Origin of the sequence: Cellulomonas hominis, from assembly GCF_014201095.1 — a bacterium.
Taxonomy (GTDB): domain Bacteria; phylum Actinomycetota; class Actinomycetes; order Actinomycetales; family Cellulomonadaceae; genus Cellulomonas; species Cellulomonas hominis.
On record NZ_JACHDN010000001.1, the window covers coordinates 2519266 to 2535045 of the forward strand.

A 15780-nucleotide genomic window follows, 5' to 3' on the forward strand; every position below is an offset into this window, starting at 1 on the left:
GCGTCGTCAGCGCACGTCGTCGTCGACCCAGTCGAAGGTCTTCGTCACGGCCTTCTTCCACAGGCGGTACTGCCGGTCCCGCTCGCCCGACTCGATGTTCGGCGTCCAGCGGCGGTCCTCCGCCCAGTTGTCGATGACGTCCTGCTCGCCCTCCCAGAACCCGACGGCGATGCCCGCGGCGTACGCGGCGCCCAGGGCCGTGGTCTCCGCGACCTTCGGCCGGACGACGGGCACGTCGAGGACGTCCGCCTGGAACTGCATGAGCAGGTTGTTCGCCGTCATGCCGCCGTCGACCTTGAGCTCGGTGAGCGCCACGCCGGAGTCGGCGTTCATCGCGTCCAGCACCTCGCGGGTCTGGAAGGCCGTGGCCTCCAGCGCGGCCCGCGCGATGTGGTTGCGGTTGACGTACCGGGTCAGCCCGACGAGGGCACCGCGGGCGTCGGAGCGCCAGTACGGCGCGAACAGGCCGGAGAACGCCGGCACGAAGTATGCGCCGCCGTTGTCGTCGACCTTGGACGCCAGGTACTCGATGTCGGGCGCGTCCATGAACATGCCGAGGTTGTCGCGCAGCCACTGCACCAGCGAGCCGGTGACCGCGATCGAGCCCTCGAGCGCGTACACCTGCGGCTTGTCGCCGATCTTGTAGGCGACGGTCGTGAGCAGGCCGTTCTTGGACGGGACCGGCTCGGTGCCGGTGTTCAGCAGCATGAAGTTGCCGGTGCCGTAGGTGTTCTTGGCCGTGCCCACCTCGAAGCACGCCTGGCCGAACGTCGCGGCCTGCTGGTCGCCGAGGATGCCGGCGATCGGCACGCCCGGGACGAGGCCGCCCTGGCGCCCGTGCCCGTAGACCTCCGAGGAGGAGCGGATCTCCGGGAGCATGGACAGCGGCACGCCCATCTCCGCCGCGATCTCCTCGTTCCAGGTGAGCGAGTCGACGTTCATGAGCATCGTGCGCGAGGCGTTGGTGACGTCGGTGACGTGCACGCCGCCCTCGACGCCGCCGGTCATGTTCCACAGCACCCAGGCGTCGGTGTTGCCGAACGCCAGCTCGCCGCGCTCCGCCTTCTCCCGCGCGCCCTCGACGTTGTCGAGGATCCAGCGGATCTTCGGGCCGGAGAAGTAGGTCGCCAGCGGCAGGCCGACCCGGTCCTTGTAGCGCTCGGCGCCGCCGCCGAGGGCCGCGAGGTCGTCGCAGATCTTCTGGGTGCGGGTGTCCTGCCAGACGATCGCGTTGTACACCGGCTGGCCGGTGGTGCGGTCCCAGACCACCGCGGTCTCGCGCTGGTTGGTGATGCCGATGGCGGCGACGTCGGAGTAGGTCTTGTTCGCCCGGGTGAGCGCGAGGCCCACGACCTCGCGGGTGTTGTTCCAGATCTCGTTCGGGTCGTGCTCCACCCAGCCGGCGCGCGGGAAGATCTGCTGGTGCTCGGTCTGCCCGACGGACACGATCTGCCCGCCGTGGTTGAACAGGATGGCCCGGGTGGAGGTAGTGCCCTGGTCGATCGCCATGACGAACTGCTCGGACATGTGACTTCCTTCAGGTCGAGTGATCCCGCCGGAGCGGCGGGCGCGGGCCGCATGGCGGCACCGCGGGGGGATCGGACGCGGCGGGGGCCGCGGGTGGCCGGCGGGACCGGGTGCCCACCCCGGCAGGGGCGTGGGACGGGCACCCGGCCGCCGTGCGCGGTCGGGTCAGAACACCCAGCCGAGGGCCTGCGCCAGCAGACCGCCGAGGATGCCGCCGACGGCGGGGCCGAGCACCGGCACCCAGGAGTAGCCCCAGTCGGACGAGCCCTTGCCCTTGATCGGGAGCAGGGCGTGCGCGATGCGCGGACCGAGGTCACGCGCCGGGTTGATGGCGTAGCCGGTGGGACCACCGAGGCTGGCGCCGATCGCGAGCACGACGAGAGCGACGCCGAGCGGGCCGATCTGCGCCGGCGTGTTGCCGGAGATGACCACCCAGAACACCAGCACGAAGGTGCCGATGACCTCGGTGATGAAGTTCCAGCCGTAGGACCGCAGCTCCGGGCCGGTGGAGAACACCGCGAGCTTGATGCCCGGCTCCGCGTCCTGGTCGAAGTGCTTCTTGTAGGCGAGGTAGGCGAGCGTCGCACCGACCGCGGCTCCGGCGAACTGCGCCGCGATGTACAGGAACCCGTTGGCCGCGGTCACCTCGATGCCCGGGGCGAACTCCTCCTTGCCCGCGGCCCAGATGCCGAGGGTGACTGCGGGATTCAGGTGCGCGCCGGACTTGAAGGCCACGTAGACCGCGGTGAACACCGCGAGGCCCCATCCGAAGTTGATCAGCAGCCAGCCGCCGCCGAACCCCTTCGTCTTCGGCAGGATCACGTTGGCGACCACGCCTGCACCCAGGAGGAGCAGGGTCGCGGTGCCGAGGAACTCGGAGAGGATGGCCTCGCCGATCGAGATGGACTCCACAGTCGACCTCTTTCGTAGACGGACGTCGTTGTCTCGTAGTAGGGCTCCGGCGGACCGGAGTGCGGCCGGGGGACCGCAGGTGGTGCGCCTTCAGTACCCGATCATGTCCCTGCCGGGGGGTTCGCGGCAGGGGTGTCGGGGGACGAACCGGGCTTGTGACCGGGGTGGACGGGGTCGGCGTCGAGCGGCAGCAGCGGCGCGAGGTCCTCCGCGGCGTCCCGGGCGGCCTGCGCGGCCGCGTCGTCGGGCTGCTGCGCGGCGGCGTGCTCGGCCTCGGCGCGCGCCCGGTAGGCGGCGATCTCGCGCTCGCGGGTGGCGGCGTCCCAGCCGAGCCGCGGGGCGATGATGTCCGCGATCTCGTCCAGGGCGCCGACGCCCTTGTCGGCCTGCTCGTAGTTCAGGCGGGTGCGGTGCATGAGGACGTCGTCCAGGTGCAGCGCGCCCTCGTGGGTGACGGCGTAGGCGATCTCCGCGCCGATGTACGCCGCGGCGTTCGGCAACGGCCGGCCCAGCTCCGGGTCCGCGTCCACGAGCTCCAGCAGCTCGCCGAGCAGCGAGCCGTACCGGTGCAGCAGGTGGTCCATCCGGCCGCGGTCCCAGCCGTAGCGGTTGCCGATGTCGCGCGACTGGCGCTGCAGCACCTGCAGCCCCTCCGCGCCGACCAGCGGGACCTTGTGCGTGATGGACGGGAGCGTCGTCGCGCGGGACCCGATGGCGAAGTCGACGGCGTCCTTGGCCATCACCCGGTAGGTCGTGAGCTTGCCGCCGGCGATGACGGTCAGGCCCGGCGTCGGGGAGGCGACGGTGTGCTCGCGGGACACCTTCGCGGACGAGGTGCCCTCCTTGGTGCCGGGCTGCAGCAGCGGCCGCAGGCCGGCCCAGGTGCCGATGACGTCCTCCCGGGTGATCGGCCGGGACAGCACCGTGTTCGCGTGGTCGATGACGTAGTCGATGTCCGCGCTGGTGGCCACGGGGTGCACGAGGTCCTGCTCCCACGGGGTGTCGGTGGTGCCGATCACCCAGTAGCGGGACCACGGGATGATGAACAGCACCGACTTCTCGGTCTGCAGGATCAGGCCGGTGTTCCCGGCGATCCGGTCGCGCGGCACGACGATGTGGATGCCCTTGGAGGCCAGCACGCGCAGGCCGCCCTCGGTGCCGGCGAGCGACTCGGTCTGCTCGGTCCACACGCCGGTGGCGTTGATGACGTGCCGGGCGCGGACGGTGAACCGCTCGCCCGTCTCGAGGTCCGCCAGCTCGGCGCCGGTCACCGCGCCGCCCGACGTCGTCGTGAGGCCGACCACCTGCGTGCGGGACGCCGCGTGCGCGCCGTAGGAGACCGCGGTGCGGATCAGGGTGGAGACCAGGCGGGCGTCGTCCACGCTCGCGTCCCAGTAGCGGACGGCGCCGATCGCGGCGTCGTGCCGCAGGTCGGGGAACAGCCGCTCCATGCCCTTGCGGGTGAGGTGCCGGTGGATCGGCATCGCGCGGTGGCGGCCGTTGACGCTGGCGAGCGTGTCGTAGAGCGCGACGCCCGCGCCGACGTACGCCCGCTCCCACACCCGGTTCTCGAGCGGGTAGAGGAACGACACCGGCTTGACCAGGTGCGGCGCCAGGTCCGAGATCAGCAGGTCGCGCTCGGTGAGCGCCTCGCGGACCAGGTGGAAGTCCAGCATCTGCAGGTAGCGCAGGCCGCCGTGCACGAGCTTGCTGGACCGGCTCGACGTGCCGGACGCCCAGTCCTGCGCGTCGATCACGGCGGTCGACAGGCCGCGGGTCACCGCGTCCAGGGCGATGCCGGCGCCCGTGACGCCGCCGCCGATGACCAGGACGTCGAGCTCGGGCCCGCCCTCCGTGGTCGCTCGCAGGGTCGCCAGCGCGTCGTCACGCAGGCGGGGGGTCAGTGCTGCGGTCCTCATGTCCCACTCCATCGCGGTCTTGCTCCGGCCTCACCCCTGTCGCCGGCCGTGGAGGGCCCGCAGACTGGGACTTCGGTCCTGTCTGTTCGCTATCGTCGTCACGACGCGAACAGACGCGCAACCGCTGTGCACGAATGTGCATCGACGAGGAGGTCGTGGGCGATGGCCGACCGGGAGCAGGACGTGCTGCGCGCGGCCTCGATGTACTACCTGCAGGACGTCAAGATGGACGTGATCGCCCGCCACCTGGGCACCTCGCGGTCCACCGTCTCGCGGCTGCTGAAGCGCGCCCGGGAGACCGGGATGGTCGAGATCACCCTCCGGCCCTCGACGATGCGCGCGCCCGGGCTGGGCCGCACGATCTCCGCGGAGTTCGGCATCGACACGTACGTGGTGCCGGTGCCGGACTCCGGCGAGCAGGTCGACACGCTCGACCAGGTGGCCCGCGCCACCGCGCGCCTGCTGGGGTCCTGGTTCGACTCCGACATGATCCTCGGCGTCGCCTGGGGGACCACGCTCGCGGCGGTGTCCCGGCGCCTCCAGCCGAAGCCGACGCACGGCAGCGTGGTCGTGCAGCTGAACGGCGCGGCCAACACCCGCACGTCCGGCATCGAGTACGCCAGCGACCTCATCGCGTCGTTCGGGTCCGCGTTCGGCGCGACCGTGCACCACTTCCCGGTCCCGGCGTTCTTCGACTACCCGGAGACCAAGCAGGCGATGTGGCGCGAGCGGTCGGTGCGGCGCGTGCTCGACGAGCAGATCCGGGCCGACATCGCCCTGTTCTCCGTCGGGTCCGTGACCGGTTCCGTGCCGTCCCACGTCTACTCCGCGGGCTACCTGGACGAGGACGACGTCACGCTGCTGCACGACCAGGCCGTCGTCGGGGACGTGTGCACGGTGTTCCTGCGCGCCGACGGGTCGTGGCGGGACGTGCCGCTGAACGCGCGCGCCACCGGACCCTCGCCCGACCAGCTCCGGCGGATCCCGCGGCGGCTGTGCGCGGTCGCCGGGGACAACAAGGCGGTGCCGCTGCTGGCCGCGCTGCGCGCCGGGACGATGACGGACCTCGTGGTCGACGAGCGCACCGCCGCGCGGCTGCTCGAGATCGCCTGACGGCCCGACACGTGCCGGTGACGCGGGCCTGCTACCGTCCGCCGGCATGACCCGACCGGGACGGCCCCGCGCCGCCGAGGAGCGCGACACCCGCGGCGCCGTGCTCGCCGCCGCCGCGAGCCTGTTCGCCGCCGTCGGCTACACCGCGACGTCGACGTACGCGATCGCCGAGCGCGCCGGGGTCAAGCAGGCGTCGATCTACCACCACTTCCGCGGCAAGGACGCCCTGCTGCGCACGCTGCTGCTCGACACCGTCCGGCCCCCGCTCGACCTCGCGGAGCGGCTGCTCGCCGAGACCGGCGAGCCCGCGGCCCGGCTGTGGGCGCTGTGCGACACGGACGCCCGCTGGCTCGCGGACGGCCCGGTCAACGTCGGCGCGCTGCTGCGGCTCCCCGAGGTCGAGGACGTCGCGTTCGCGGAGTTCCACGAGGACCGGGCGCGGCTGCGGGAGGCGTACGGGGAGCTCGTCGCGGCGGTCGCCGGCCCGGGCGCGGCCCTCGGCGCGGGGACGCTCGTGTTCGGCCTGGTCGAGTCGGTCATCACGGCCCGCCGCAGCGGGGCCGCCGCGGCCGGCGAGGTCGCCCCGCTGGTCGCGGACGCCGCGCTGCGGGTGCTCGGGCTGGACGACGCGGCGGTCGCCCGGGCGCGGGCCGGCGCGGCGGCCCTGGTGCCGCACCCGCACCTGCCGGGGGACGACGTGCTGGACGGTGCGGCGGCCGAGCCGGCGCGCGACGTAGGTTGACCCGGTGACCGACCAGCCCGCGTTCCGGATCCGCCCCGCCCTGCCCGCCGACGTCCGCGGCATCCGCGACCTGGTCCAGCCGTACGCCGACGAGCGCATCCTGCTCGCGAAGGAGTGGGTCGGGTACTACGAGGCGGTCCAGGAGTTCCACGTCGCCGAGACGCCGGACGGCACCCTGATCGGCTGCGGCGCCCTGCACGTGATGTGGCAGGACCTCGCCGAGATCCGCACGCTCGCCGTCGCGCGGGAGTGGCGCGGGCGCGGCGTCGGGCACGCCCTGCTCGAGGCGCTGACCGTGCGGGCGCGCGAGCTCGGGCTGCGGCGGCTGTTCTGCCTGACGTTCGAGGTCGACTTCTTCGCCGGGCACGGCTGGGGCCAGGTCGCCGGGCCGGCGGTGCCGCCCGAGGTGTTCGCCGAGCTGCTGCGGTCGCACGACGACGGGGTCGCGGAGTTCCTGGACCTGGCGCGGGTGAAGCCGAACACGCTCGGCAACACGCGGATGATCGTCGAGCTCGACTGACCGCCCCGCCCGCTCCTCAGACGGGGAGCCGGTAGCGCGGCCCGGCGTCGTCGCCGTCTCCGGCCCGCTCCACCGCGACCCGCTCCACCAGGCCGTCCGCGAGCAGGCCCGCCAGGCAGCGCTCCCGCTGCGCGTCGTCCGGCCACACCGCGGCCACCGCCGACGCCGGGGCGGGCTCGAGCGCCTCGCGGAGCAGCGCCATGATGCGGCCGCGCACCTGCCGGTCGGTGCCCGCCCACGCCTGGGTGCGCCGCCGCGGCGCGTGCACGTCCGCGGGCGACCCGGCCGCCCGCCACGCGCACAGGTCCCGCACCGGGCACGCCGGGCACCGCGGGGCGCGCGCCGTGCACACCAGGGCGCCCAGCTCCATCGACGCCGCCGCCCACCGCGCCGCCCCGGCGTCGTCCGGGGGGACCAGGGCCTCGGCCGCCGCACGCTCCCCGACGGTCGGCGTCGGCGCCGGGAGCGCCGCGCCCTCGACGACCCGGGCCAGCACCCGCCGCACGTTCGTGTCCAGCACCACCGACCGCCGCCCGAACGCGAACGCCCGCACCGCCGCGGCCGTGTACGACCCGATGCCCGGCAGCGCCAGCAGCTCGGCCTCGTCCGACGGGACCTCGCCGCCGTGCCGCTCGACGACCGCGCGGGCGCACTCCTGCAGCCGCAGCGCGCGGCGCGGGTAGCCCAGGCGGTCCCAGGCGCGCAGCACGTCCGCGGGGCTGGCGGCGGCGAGGTCGGCCGGGCGCGGCCACCGGGACATCCAGGCCCGCCACGCCGGCTCCACCCGGACCACCGGGGTCTGCTGCAGCATGACCTCGCTGACCAGGACGCCCCACGCCGTGCGGTCCGGCGCCCGCCACGGCAGGTCCCGGGCGTGCACGTCGAACCACGCGACGACCGCCCCGCGGACGGCGGCGGCGTCCGGGACGGCGGGCGCGGCGCCGGGCGCGGTCGGGGTGGGATCGGCGGGCACGGGGCACATCCTCACCCGCCGCCGCCCCCGGACCCGAATCCCGCCCCCGGCCCCGACCCGCGCCGATCTCGGCGAGCTGCGGGGAATCGGGGGGTGGTCGGCGGGGCGGCTCGGGGGAGGGCGGGTCCGGCGCTACCGTGAGCGCGACCACCGAGACGGAGGGACCGGGACATGGGCGTGCTGCGGCCGGAGGGCTCGCTGCCCGCCCGCGTGTACTGGGTGCGGCGCGCGGTCGTGCTGCTCGTGCTCGTCGCGGTGGTCGTGCTGCTGGTCCTGGGCGTCCGGGCGCTGCTGGGCGGCAGCGACCCCGAGGGCACCCCGGCCCCGACCTCACCGACGACGGCGGCGACCGACGGGAAGAGCGACGCGGAGGCGGCCAGCACCCCGGCGTGCGACGCGGCGGCGCTCGGCGTGACGCTCGCGGCGGACGGGACGACCTACGGGGCCGGGGCGCTCCCCACGTTCACGATCACGCTGGTGAACGACGGCGAGCAGCCCTGCCTGGTGGACGCCGGCGAGGCGCAGCGGCAGATCCTCATCACGTCCGGCAGCGACCGGATCTGGGCGAGCACCGACTGCGGCGGCACGGACCCGATGCCGCTGCTGCTCGCACCGGGGGAGCCCGACGAGCGCCAGGTGCAGTGGGACCGGAACCGGTCGGTCGAGGGCTGCGCGACGGGTCAGGCCGCGGCGCTGCCGGGCACGTACCAGGCGGTGCTCACGCTCGCGGGCGTGACGACGGAGCCGGTGGTGTTCGGCCTCGAGTGAGGCCGGGGCTCAGACGTACCGCTCGAGGATGCTGGACTCCGCCAGGCGGGACAGCCCCTCGCGCACGGCCCGCGCCCGCTGCTCGCCGACGCCGTCGACCGCCATGAGGTCGTCGATGTTCGCCGCGAGCAGCTTCTGCAGCCCGGAGAAGTGCCCGACGAGCCGGTCGACGATCGCGGACGGCAGTCGCGGCACCTTCGACATGAGCCGGTAGCCGCGGGGGCCGGTGGCGGCGTCGAGCATCTCGACGCCGGCGGGCAGGCCGAGCACCCGGGCGATGAGCGCGAGGTCGAGGAGCTCGGTGGAGTCGAGGGTCGCGAGCGAGGCCTGGATGGCCTCGGCGTCCCGGCGGCTGGAGTCGAGGTAGTCGCGGATGACCAGCTCGCTGTCGGTGCCGATGCCGCCGGTGAGCTCGTCGAGCTGCAGGGACAGCAGGCGGCCGTCGGTGCCGAGCTCGACGACGTAGCCCGCGATCTCCTCGGAGATGCGGCGCACCATCTCCTGCCGCTGGACGACCACGCAGACGTCGCGGACGGTGACGAGGTCCTCGATCTCCAGGGCGGACAGCGTGCCGCTGACCTCGTCGAGGCGGGACTTGTACCGCTCGAGCGTGGCGAGCGCCTGGTTGGCCCGGGACATGATCGCGTCGGCGTTCTCGAGCACGTGCCGCTGGTCGCCGACGTAGAGCGCGATGATCCGCATGGACGCGGACACGGAGATCACCGGCAGGCCGGTCTGCTTCGCGACCCGCTCGGCGGTGCGGTGCCGGGTGCCGGACTCGGAGGTCGAGATCGTCGGGTCGGGGAGCAGCTGCACGGCCGCCCGCACGATCCGCCGGGTGCCCGGGTCCATGACGATCGCGCCGTCCATCTTCGCGAGCTCGCGCAGGCGGGTCGCGGAGAACTCGACGTCGAGCTCGAACCCGCCGGAGCAGATGCTCTCGACCGTGGCGTCCCGGCCCAGGACGATCAGCGCGCCGGTGCGTCCGCGCAGGATCCGCTCCAGGCCGTCGCGCAGCTCGGTGCCGGGGGCGACGGCGGCCAGGGTGTGCCGCAGCAGGTCGTCCGGCGGCGTGGTCGTGGGCACGGCGCGATCCTACGGGGAGCCGGTGACGCCCGCGGCCCGGCGCGCGCCGGTGGACGGTTGCGATGCGGTCACGGCCGGGTGTGGGTGGCGGCGGCTAGCGTGGCGCGCGTGTCGACCACCACCTCCGCCCGGACCGCCCGTCCCGCGTTCCGCTGCACCGAGTGCGGCTGGACGACGTCCAAGTGGGTCGGCCGGTGCGGGGAGTGCCAGACGTGGGGCTCGGTGTCCGAGGACACGGGGCCCGGCGGCGCGGCCCCCCGCACGGCGGTGCAGGTGCCGGTGCGCGGCGCGGCGCGGCCGATCGCGGAGATCGACGTCGAGACCGCCCGGTCCCGCCCCACGGGCGTCGGCGAGCTGGACCGGGTGCTCGGCGGCGGCCTGGTGCCCGGGGCGGTCGTGCTGCTGGCGGGCGAGCCGGGCGTCGGCAAGTCGACCCTGCTGCTCGACGTCGCGAGCCGCGTCGCGTCGGGCGGGCGGACCGTCCTGTACGTGACGGGGGAGGAGTCGGCGGGGCAGGTGCGGCTGCGGGCCGAGCGGATCGGGGCGCTCGCGGGCACGCTGCTGCTCACGGCGGAGACCGACCTCGGCACGATCCTCGGGCACCTCGCCCAGACGGAGCCGGACCTGCTGGTGCTCGACTCGGTGCAGACGGTCGCCTCGGCGGCGGTCGAGGGGTCGCCGGGCGGCGTCGCCCAGGTCCGCGAGGTCGCGGCCGCGCTGATCGCCGCGGCCAAGGAGCGGGGGCTGCCCGTCGTGCTGGTGGGCCACGTGACGAAGGACGGCGCCGTCGCCGGGCCGCGCACGCTCGAGCACCTGGTCGACGTGGTCTGCCAGTTCGAGGGCGACCGGCACTCGCGGCTGCGCCTGCTGCGCGCGACGAAGAACCGGTACGGCCCGACCGACGAGGTCGGCTGCTTCGACCTCAACGAGTCCGGGATCGTCGGCCTGGCCGACCCGTCCGGGCTGTTCGTGTCGCACGAGCGGCACCACGTGCCCGGCACCTGCGTGACCGTGACGCTGGAGGGCCGCCGGCCGCTGGCCACCGAGGTGCAGGCGCTGGTGGCCCCGAGCATGCTCGCCAACCCGCGCCGGACCACCAGCGGCGTCGACGGGTCGCGGCTCGCGATGGTGCTGGCGGTGCTGCAGCGCCGGGCGGGCCTCAAGGTGGCGGACCAGGACGTGTACGTCTCGACCGTCGGCGGCGCCCGCGTGGTCGAGCCCGCGGCGGACCTGGCGCTCGCGCTGGCGACCGTGAGCAGCCGGGAGAACGTCGCCCTGCCGCCGCGGCTCGTGGCGATCGGCGAGGTCGGGCTCGCGGGGGAGATCCGTGCGGTCACCGGGACGGTGCGCCGGCTCGCGGAGGCCGCCCGGCTGGGGTTCACGCACGCGGTGGTGCCGGCCGAGTCGGTCGAGCCCGGGCAGGCGCCCGCGGGGATGCGGGTCGCGCAGGCGGCGGACCTCGGCGAGGCCGTGCGGCTGACCCGGCCGGAGGCGGCGCGGGTCGCCGGGCGCTGACCGGTCGGACGACGTCGCCGTCCTGCTCGCGTGCAGGCACGCTGCAGCGCCCGCTCGCGAGCGGGGCGAGCGCCGACCCGGGCCGCGGCCGCACGGCGCGGGTCCGCGGCGCGCGCCCGCGCGCCCGTTAGGCTGCCGCGGAACCGCCCGACCCCGCAGCGGCAGGAGCACGTGCATGACTGGAACCGACGGCCGACGGGCGCACGACGGCTCGGGAGCCCCGGTGCCGCCGGCGCGCGGGCCGCGCTGGCCGTCCGTGCGCGGCGACGACGCCACCGGAACCGCCCGGACGCCGGACGCCGCGCCCGCCTGGCCGCAGCCGGCGCCGACCTCGGCGCCGGCCGCCGCGGAGCCCGCCGCGCCCCTGCGGCGCACCCGGCGGGACCTGCGCGCGGATGCCGACGCCACCGCGACCGGCGCGCACCCGGTGGTCCCGTCGCCGGCCACCGGTGACCCGCGGCCCGCGCCCGTCCCGCGCACCGCGGCGGACCCCGGCACGGCATCGGAGCCCGGCGCGGCATCGGACCCCGGCCCGGCGTCGGACGCACCGCAGCCGCCCGCAGCCACGCCCGGGCGCCGCCGCCGCTGGTGGATCGCCGGCGCCGTGGCGCTCGCGGTCCTGCTCGTCGCCGGCGGCACCACCGCGTGGCTGCTGCTCCGTGACGACGGGCCGACCACCCCCGAGGCCGGCCCGGTGGTGGAGCAGCCGCTCCCGACCAGCACCGTCGCCCCGGTGGCGCGTCCGGCCACGACGGCCTTCGCCACCGCCCTGCCGACGACCCTGCTCCAGTACGCCCTGGCCGCGTCCGCCGAGGAGCCGCAGTGGCTGGCGGGCGGGGCCCTCGAGGCGTACGCCGAGTCCTACACCGACGGCGCGTCCGGCACGGTCGCCGTGCAGGCGGGCCAGTGGGAGACCCCGGAGGAGGCCGCGGCGTTCCTCGCGACGCTCACCGCCGCGCTCCCGGCCGCGGGCGAGGCACCGGCGGACGGGGCGACGGCGGCCGCGGGCGCCCCGGCCGTGCTGCTCCAGGAGGACGTCCTCGTGGCCGGCCAGCCGACGGGCAGCGCGACCGTCGTCGACGCGGGCGACGGGACGGGCGTGGCCGTGTGGAGCAACGGGACCACGGTGTTCCGCCTCACCGGTCCGGCGGCGGACATCCGCAACCTGTACGCCGCGTACCCGCTCTGACCCGGGCGAGCGCGCCCGCGCCTGCGGCCGACGCCCCGAGGGTGGAGGACGGACCGCCGGGCGGACCCGCCGGCGCGCCGTCCGCGCAGCACGCACCACGCACCACGGCGCCGTCCCCCCGGCCGGCGCCGCCCGACCGAGGAGGACCATGGCACGCATCGGCACCACCGACCTGGACGTCCTGCCCCTGAACCTGGGGGGCAACGTGTTCGGCTGGACCGCGGACGAGCAGGCGTCGTTCGCCGTGCTCGACGCGTTCGCGGCGGAGGGCGGCAGCTTCGTCGACACGGCGGACGTCTACTCGCAGTGGGTCCCCGGGCACGAGGGCGGGGAGTCCGAGGAGGTGCTGGGCCGCTGGATGGCGTCCCGGCAGAACCGCCCGGACGTCGTCGTGGCGACGAAGGTGGGCAAGCACGCCGACCTGCTCGGCACGTCGCGGCCGGTCGTGCGCGCGGCGATCGACGCGTCGCTGAAGCGCCTCGGCACCGACTACGTCGACCTCTACTACGCGCACGCCGACGACCCGAGCACCCCGCTGGAGGAGACCGTCGCCGCGCTGGGCGAGGTCGTCGCCGAGGGCAAGGCCCGGTACGTCGGGGCCTCGAACTTCACGGCGGACCGGCTGGCGGAGGCGCTGCGGATCGCCGACGAGCTCGGGGTCGCCCGGTTCGTCGCCCTGCAGCCGCACTACAACCTCGTGCACCGCGCGGAGTACGAGGGCCCGCTGCAGGAGCTCGCCGTCCGCGAGGGCATCGGCGTGCTGCCCTACTCGTCGCTCGCGAGCGGGTTCCTCACGGGCAAGTACCGGGACGGCGGACCGGCGGTGGACAGCCCGCGTGCGGGCGGCGCGTCGCGCTACCTGGACGACCGCGGGCGGCGGGTGCTGGCGGTGCTGGACGAGGTCGCCGCGGCGCACGGCACGTCGGTGACCGCGGTGTCGCTCGCGTGGCTGCGCGTGCAGCCGGGCGTGGCCGCGCCGATCGCGAGCGCCCGCAGCGTCGAGCAGCTGCCGGACCTGCTCGCGGGCGCGCGCCTCGTGCTCGCGGACGACGAGCTGGACGCCCTGGCCGCCGCGTCCTGACGGCGGCGCGGGGCGGCGGCGGGGCCGCGCGCGACGCGGTGCCTCAGCCCACCGGCACCGCCGCCGCCTCGTCCGCCCCCGCGCGCGGCAGCCGCACCGTGAAGGTCGTGGCGCCGGGGGTCCCGTCGACCTCGATCGTCCCGCTGTGCGCGGCGACCACCGCGTGCACGATCGCCAGCCCGAGCCCGGTGGACCCGGCCGCGCGGTTGCGCGACGCGTCGCCGCGGGCGAACCGCTCGAACAGCCGCGACCGCAGCGGCTCCGCGATGCCGGGCCCGTCGTCGCGCACGCGCAGCAGCACGTCGTCGCCCTCGGGGGCGACGGCGACCACGACGGTGGTGCCGGCCGGGGTGTGCACCCGGGCGTTGGACAGCAGGTTGACCAGCACCTGCCGCAGCCGGTGCTCGTCGCCGGCCACCACGGCTCCGGCCCCGTCGTCACCGGCCTCCGTCAGCGCGTCGAGGTCCAGCCGCCAGACGTGGTCCCGCCCGGCGACGTGCGCGTCGGCGACGGCGTCGACGGCCAGCGCGGCGAGGTCCACCTCGCCGACGTCGAGGTCCCGCCCGGCGTCGAGCCGCGCGAGCAGCAGCATGTCCTCGACCAGCGACGTCATGCGCCGCGCCTCCGACTCGACGCGGCCCATCGCCCGCACGACGTCGTCCGGCAGGTCGCCGGGCATGCGCTGGACGAGCTCGGCGTAGCCGCGGATCGACGCCAGCGGGGTGCGCAGCTCGTGGCTGGCGTCCGCGACGAACCGGCGCACCTGCGTCTCGGACTCGTGCCGGGCGGTCAGGGCGCCCTCGACGTGCCCGAGCATCCGGTTGAGGGCGGCGCCGACCTGGCCGACCTCGGTCGCGGGGTCGGTGTCCTCGTCCGGTACGCGCTCGCGGATGTCGACCTCGCCGCGGGCGAGCGGCATCTCCGAGACGCGGGACGCCGTGGCGGCGACCCGGGCCAGCGGCCGCAGCTCCCGGCGCACCAGCAGGGTCGCCAGGGCGGCGGCGACCAGCAGGCCGAGCGCGGCCACGGCCACCTCGACCGCCACGTAGGCGTCGACCGTGGACGTCACGCCGGCGAGCGGGATCGCGGTGACGGAGGTGTCGCCGCCGTCGGAGACCACCGCCTGCACCCGGTAGCTGCCGAGCCCCGGCAGGTCCACCGTGCGGGGGGTGCCGTCGGCCGCGACGTCGAGCAGCACGGCGGTCTGGTCGTCGGTGAGCGGCTGGATGCGCGCGGAGTCGTCCAGGTAGCCGGCCTGCACGGCGGCCCCGTCGGCGCTCTCGAACAGGCTGACCGTCCCGACGTCCTGACCGGGCAGGCCGAACGCCGGCGGGACGCCGTCGCGCTGCTGCTCGCCGGGGTCCGTCGTCGCCGCGTCGCCCGCGTCCTCCGGCGGTGCCAGGCCCAGCTCCTGCGCCCGGTCCAGGCGCCCGGGGGCCGCGGCGGCGCGCGTGCTCGCGGAGTCGAGCCGGTCGTCGATCTGCCGCAGCAGCGAGGACCGCAGCGCGAGCGTGGACGCCAGGCCCATGACGGCGGCCACGGTCGCGACGAGCGCGACGACCACGGCCACCAGCCGGCGGCGCAGGGTCCAGCGGGGCCGGGCGCGCCGCGCGGTGCCGCTCACGCCGCGGGCTTCAGCACGTACCCGACGCCGCGCAGCGTGTGCAGCATCGGCTCGCGGCCCTTGTCGATCTTGCGGCGCAGGTAGGACACGTAGAGCTCGACGATGTTCGCCTGCCCGCCGAAGTCGTACTGCCACACCCGGTCGAGGATCTGCGCCTTGGACAGCACCCGCTTGGGGTTGCGCATGAAGTAGCGGAGCAGCTCGAACTCGGTCGCGGTCAGGCGGATGTCGTCGCCGCCGCGGGACACCTCGTGCGAGTCCTCGTCCATGCGGAGGTCGCCGACGACGAGCACCGCCTCCTCGCGCTCGGACACGGCGCCGGTGCGGCGGAGCAGGGCGCGCAGGCGCGCGACGACCTCCTCCAGGCTGAACGGCTTCGTGACGTAGTCGTCGCCGCCCGCGGTGAGGCCGGCGATGCGGTCCTCGACGGCGTCCTTGGCGGTGAGGAACAGCACCGGGACCGTGGGGTGCGTCGCGCGGATGCGGCGCAGGACGTCGAGGCCGGACAGGTCCGGCAGCATGACGTCGAGCAGGATGACGTCCGGGTCGAACGCCTTCGCCTGCTTGATCGCGGCGTGGCCGGTGAGCGCGTGCTCCACCGACCAGCCCTCGTAGCGCAGGGCGGTGGCGAGGAGCTCGGCGAGGGTCGCCTCGTCGTCCACGACGAGGGCGCGGACCGGCTGGCCGTCCGCTCGGGTGAGGGCGTCGCGCGGGAGCGTGGAGGTCGTCATGGCACCGAGCATGAGCGCGGGACCTGAGCCGGCCCTGACGTGCACCTGTGGAAACCCTGTGCGCCGCCCAGGGGGCGTTC

Annotated in this window: 14 protein-coding genes; 7 read left to right on the top strand and 7 right to left on the bottom strand. The window is 75.5% G+C overall.

All coding sequences use genetic code 11. The features are described from left to right. Nucleotides 1–6: 6 nt before the first annotated feature. The 3 genes from glpK to HNR08_RS11860 all read right to left on the bottom strand — a co-directional run bounded on the left by glpK (nt 7) and on the right by HNR08_RS11860 (nt 4358). Nucleotides 7–1527, bottom strand: coding sequence for a glycerol kinase GlpK (gene glpK, locus HNR08_RS11850; RefSeq protein ID WP_146837811.1), 1521 nt, complete (start codon nt 1525–1527; stop codon nt 7–9). A gap of 165 nt (nt 1528–1692) precedes the next feature. Continuing rightward, on the bottom strand, nt 1693–2439 hold the full coding sequence (locus HNR08_RS11855) for an MIP/aquaporin family protein (RefSeq protein WP_371862383.1): 747 nt from the start codon (nt 2437–2439) through the stop codon (nt 1693–1695). A 101-nt stretch (nt 2440–2540) separates the two neighbouring features. Further along, a complete protein-coding gene (locus tag HNR08_RS11860) occupies nt 2541–4358 on the bottom strand; it encodes a glycerol-3-phosphate dehydrogenase/oxidase (protein WP_146837809.1) in 1818 nt (605 codons plus the stop codon). 162 nt (nt 4359–4520) lie between these two features. Between HNR08_RS11860 and HNR08_RS11865 the strand changes: the two genes are divergently transcribed. From HNR08_RS11865 to HNR08_RS11875, 3 genes are read left to right on the top strand one after another with little or no spacing between them, the layout of a single operon-like run. Then, the gene (locus HNR08_RS11865) at nt 4521–5471 is read left to right on the top strand and encodes a sugar-binding transcriptional regulator (RefSeq protein WP_146837807.1); all 951 of its coding nucleotides are present in this window, start codon (nt 4521–4523) and stop codon (nt 5469–5471) included. Nucleotides 5472–5517: 46 nt separating this feature from the next. Beyond that, nucleotides 5518–6213, top strand: coding sequence for a TetR/AcrR family transcriptional regulator (locus HNR08_RS11870; RefSeq protein WP_146837805.1), 696 nt, complete (start codon nt 5518–5520; stop codon nt 6211–6213). Nucleotides 6214–6217: 4 nt separating this feature from the next. Next, nucleotides 6218–6733: an amino-acid N-acetyltransferase gene (locus HNR08_RS11875; RefSeq protein WP_146837803.1), complete on the top strand. Its 516-nt coding sequence runs from the start codon at nt 6218–6220 to the stop codon at nt 6731–6733. Nucleotides 6734–6749: 16 nt separating this feature from the next. Here HNR08_RS11875 and HNR08_RS11880 read toward each other — a convergent pair whose 3' ends face one another. Then, nucleotides 6750–7715 carry an HhH-GPD family protein gene (locus HNR08_RS11880; RefSeq protein WP_146837801.1) on the bottom strand — a complete coding sequence of 322 codons (966 nt, stop codon included), beginning with the start codon at nt 7713–7715 and terminating at the stop codon, nt 6750–6752. Nucleotides 7716–7877: 162 nt separating this feature from the next. Here HNR08_RS11880 and HNR08_RS11885 point away from each other — a divergent pair, with 162 nt between their 5' ends. After that, complete coding sequence (locus HNR08_RS11885; RefSeq protein WP_146837799.1) at nt 7878–8474, top strand: hypothetical protein; 597 nt, start codon at nt 7878–7880, stop codon at nt 8472–8474. A gap of 9 nt (nt 8475–8483) precedes the next feature. On the opposite strand, the gene disA is transcribed toward HNR08_RS11885, so the two are convergent. Next, complete coding sequence (gene disA / locus HNR08_RS11890; RefSeq protein ID WP_146837797.1) at nt 8484–9560, bottom strand: DNA integrity scanning diadenylate cyclase DisA; 1077 nt, start codon at nt 9558–9560, stop codon at nt 8484–8486. A 108-nt stretch (nt 9561–9668) separates the two neighbouring features. Between disA and radA the strand changes: the two genes are divergently transcribed. From radA to HNR08_RS11905, 3 genes are all read left to right on the top strand, one after another. Continuing rightward, entirely contained in the window at nt 9669–11075 is a 1407-nt protein-coding gene (radA, locus tag HNR08_RS11895; RefSeq protein WP_146837795.1) for a DNA repair protein RadA, read from the top strand. Nucleotides 11076–11250: 175 nt separating this feature from the next. After that, entirely contained in the window at nt 11251–12264 is a 1014-nt protein-coding gene (locus tag HNR08_RS11900; RefSeq protein WP_146837793.1) for a hypothetical protein, read from the top strand. 148 nt (nt 12265–12412) lie between these two features. Then, nucleotides 12413–13345: an aldo/keto reductase gene (locus tag HNR08_RS11905; RefSeq protein ID WP_146837791.1), complete on the top strand. Its 933-nt coding sequence runs from the start codon at nt 12413–12415 to the stop codon at nt 13343–13345. 43 nt (nt 13346–13388) lie between these two features. Here HNR08_RS11905 and HNR08_RS11910 read toward each other — a convergent pair whose 3' ends face one another. Both HNR08_RS11910 and HNR08_RS11915 read right to left on the bottom strand, forming a co-directional pair. After that, the gene (locus HNR08_RS11910; protein WP_246803066.1) at nt 13389–14969 is read right to left on the bottom strand and encodes a sensor histidine kinase; all 1581 of its coding nucleotides are present in this window, start codon (nt 14967–14969) and stop codon (nt 13389–13391) included. Then, on the bottom strand, nt 14966–15700 hold the full coding sequence (locus tag HNR08_RS11915) for a response regulator transcription factor (RefSeq protein ID WP_146837789.1): 735 nt from the start codon (nt 15698–15700) through the stop codon (nt 14966–14968). Before HNR08_RS11915 ends, HNR08_RS11910 begins: the two co-directional genes overlap by 4 nt. Between the last annotated feature and the right edge of the window lie 80 nt (nt 15701–15780).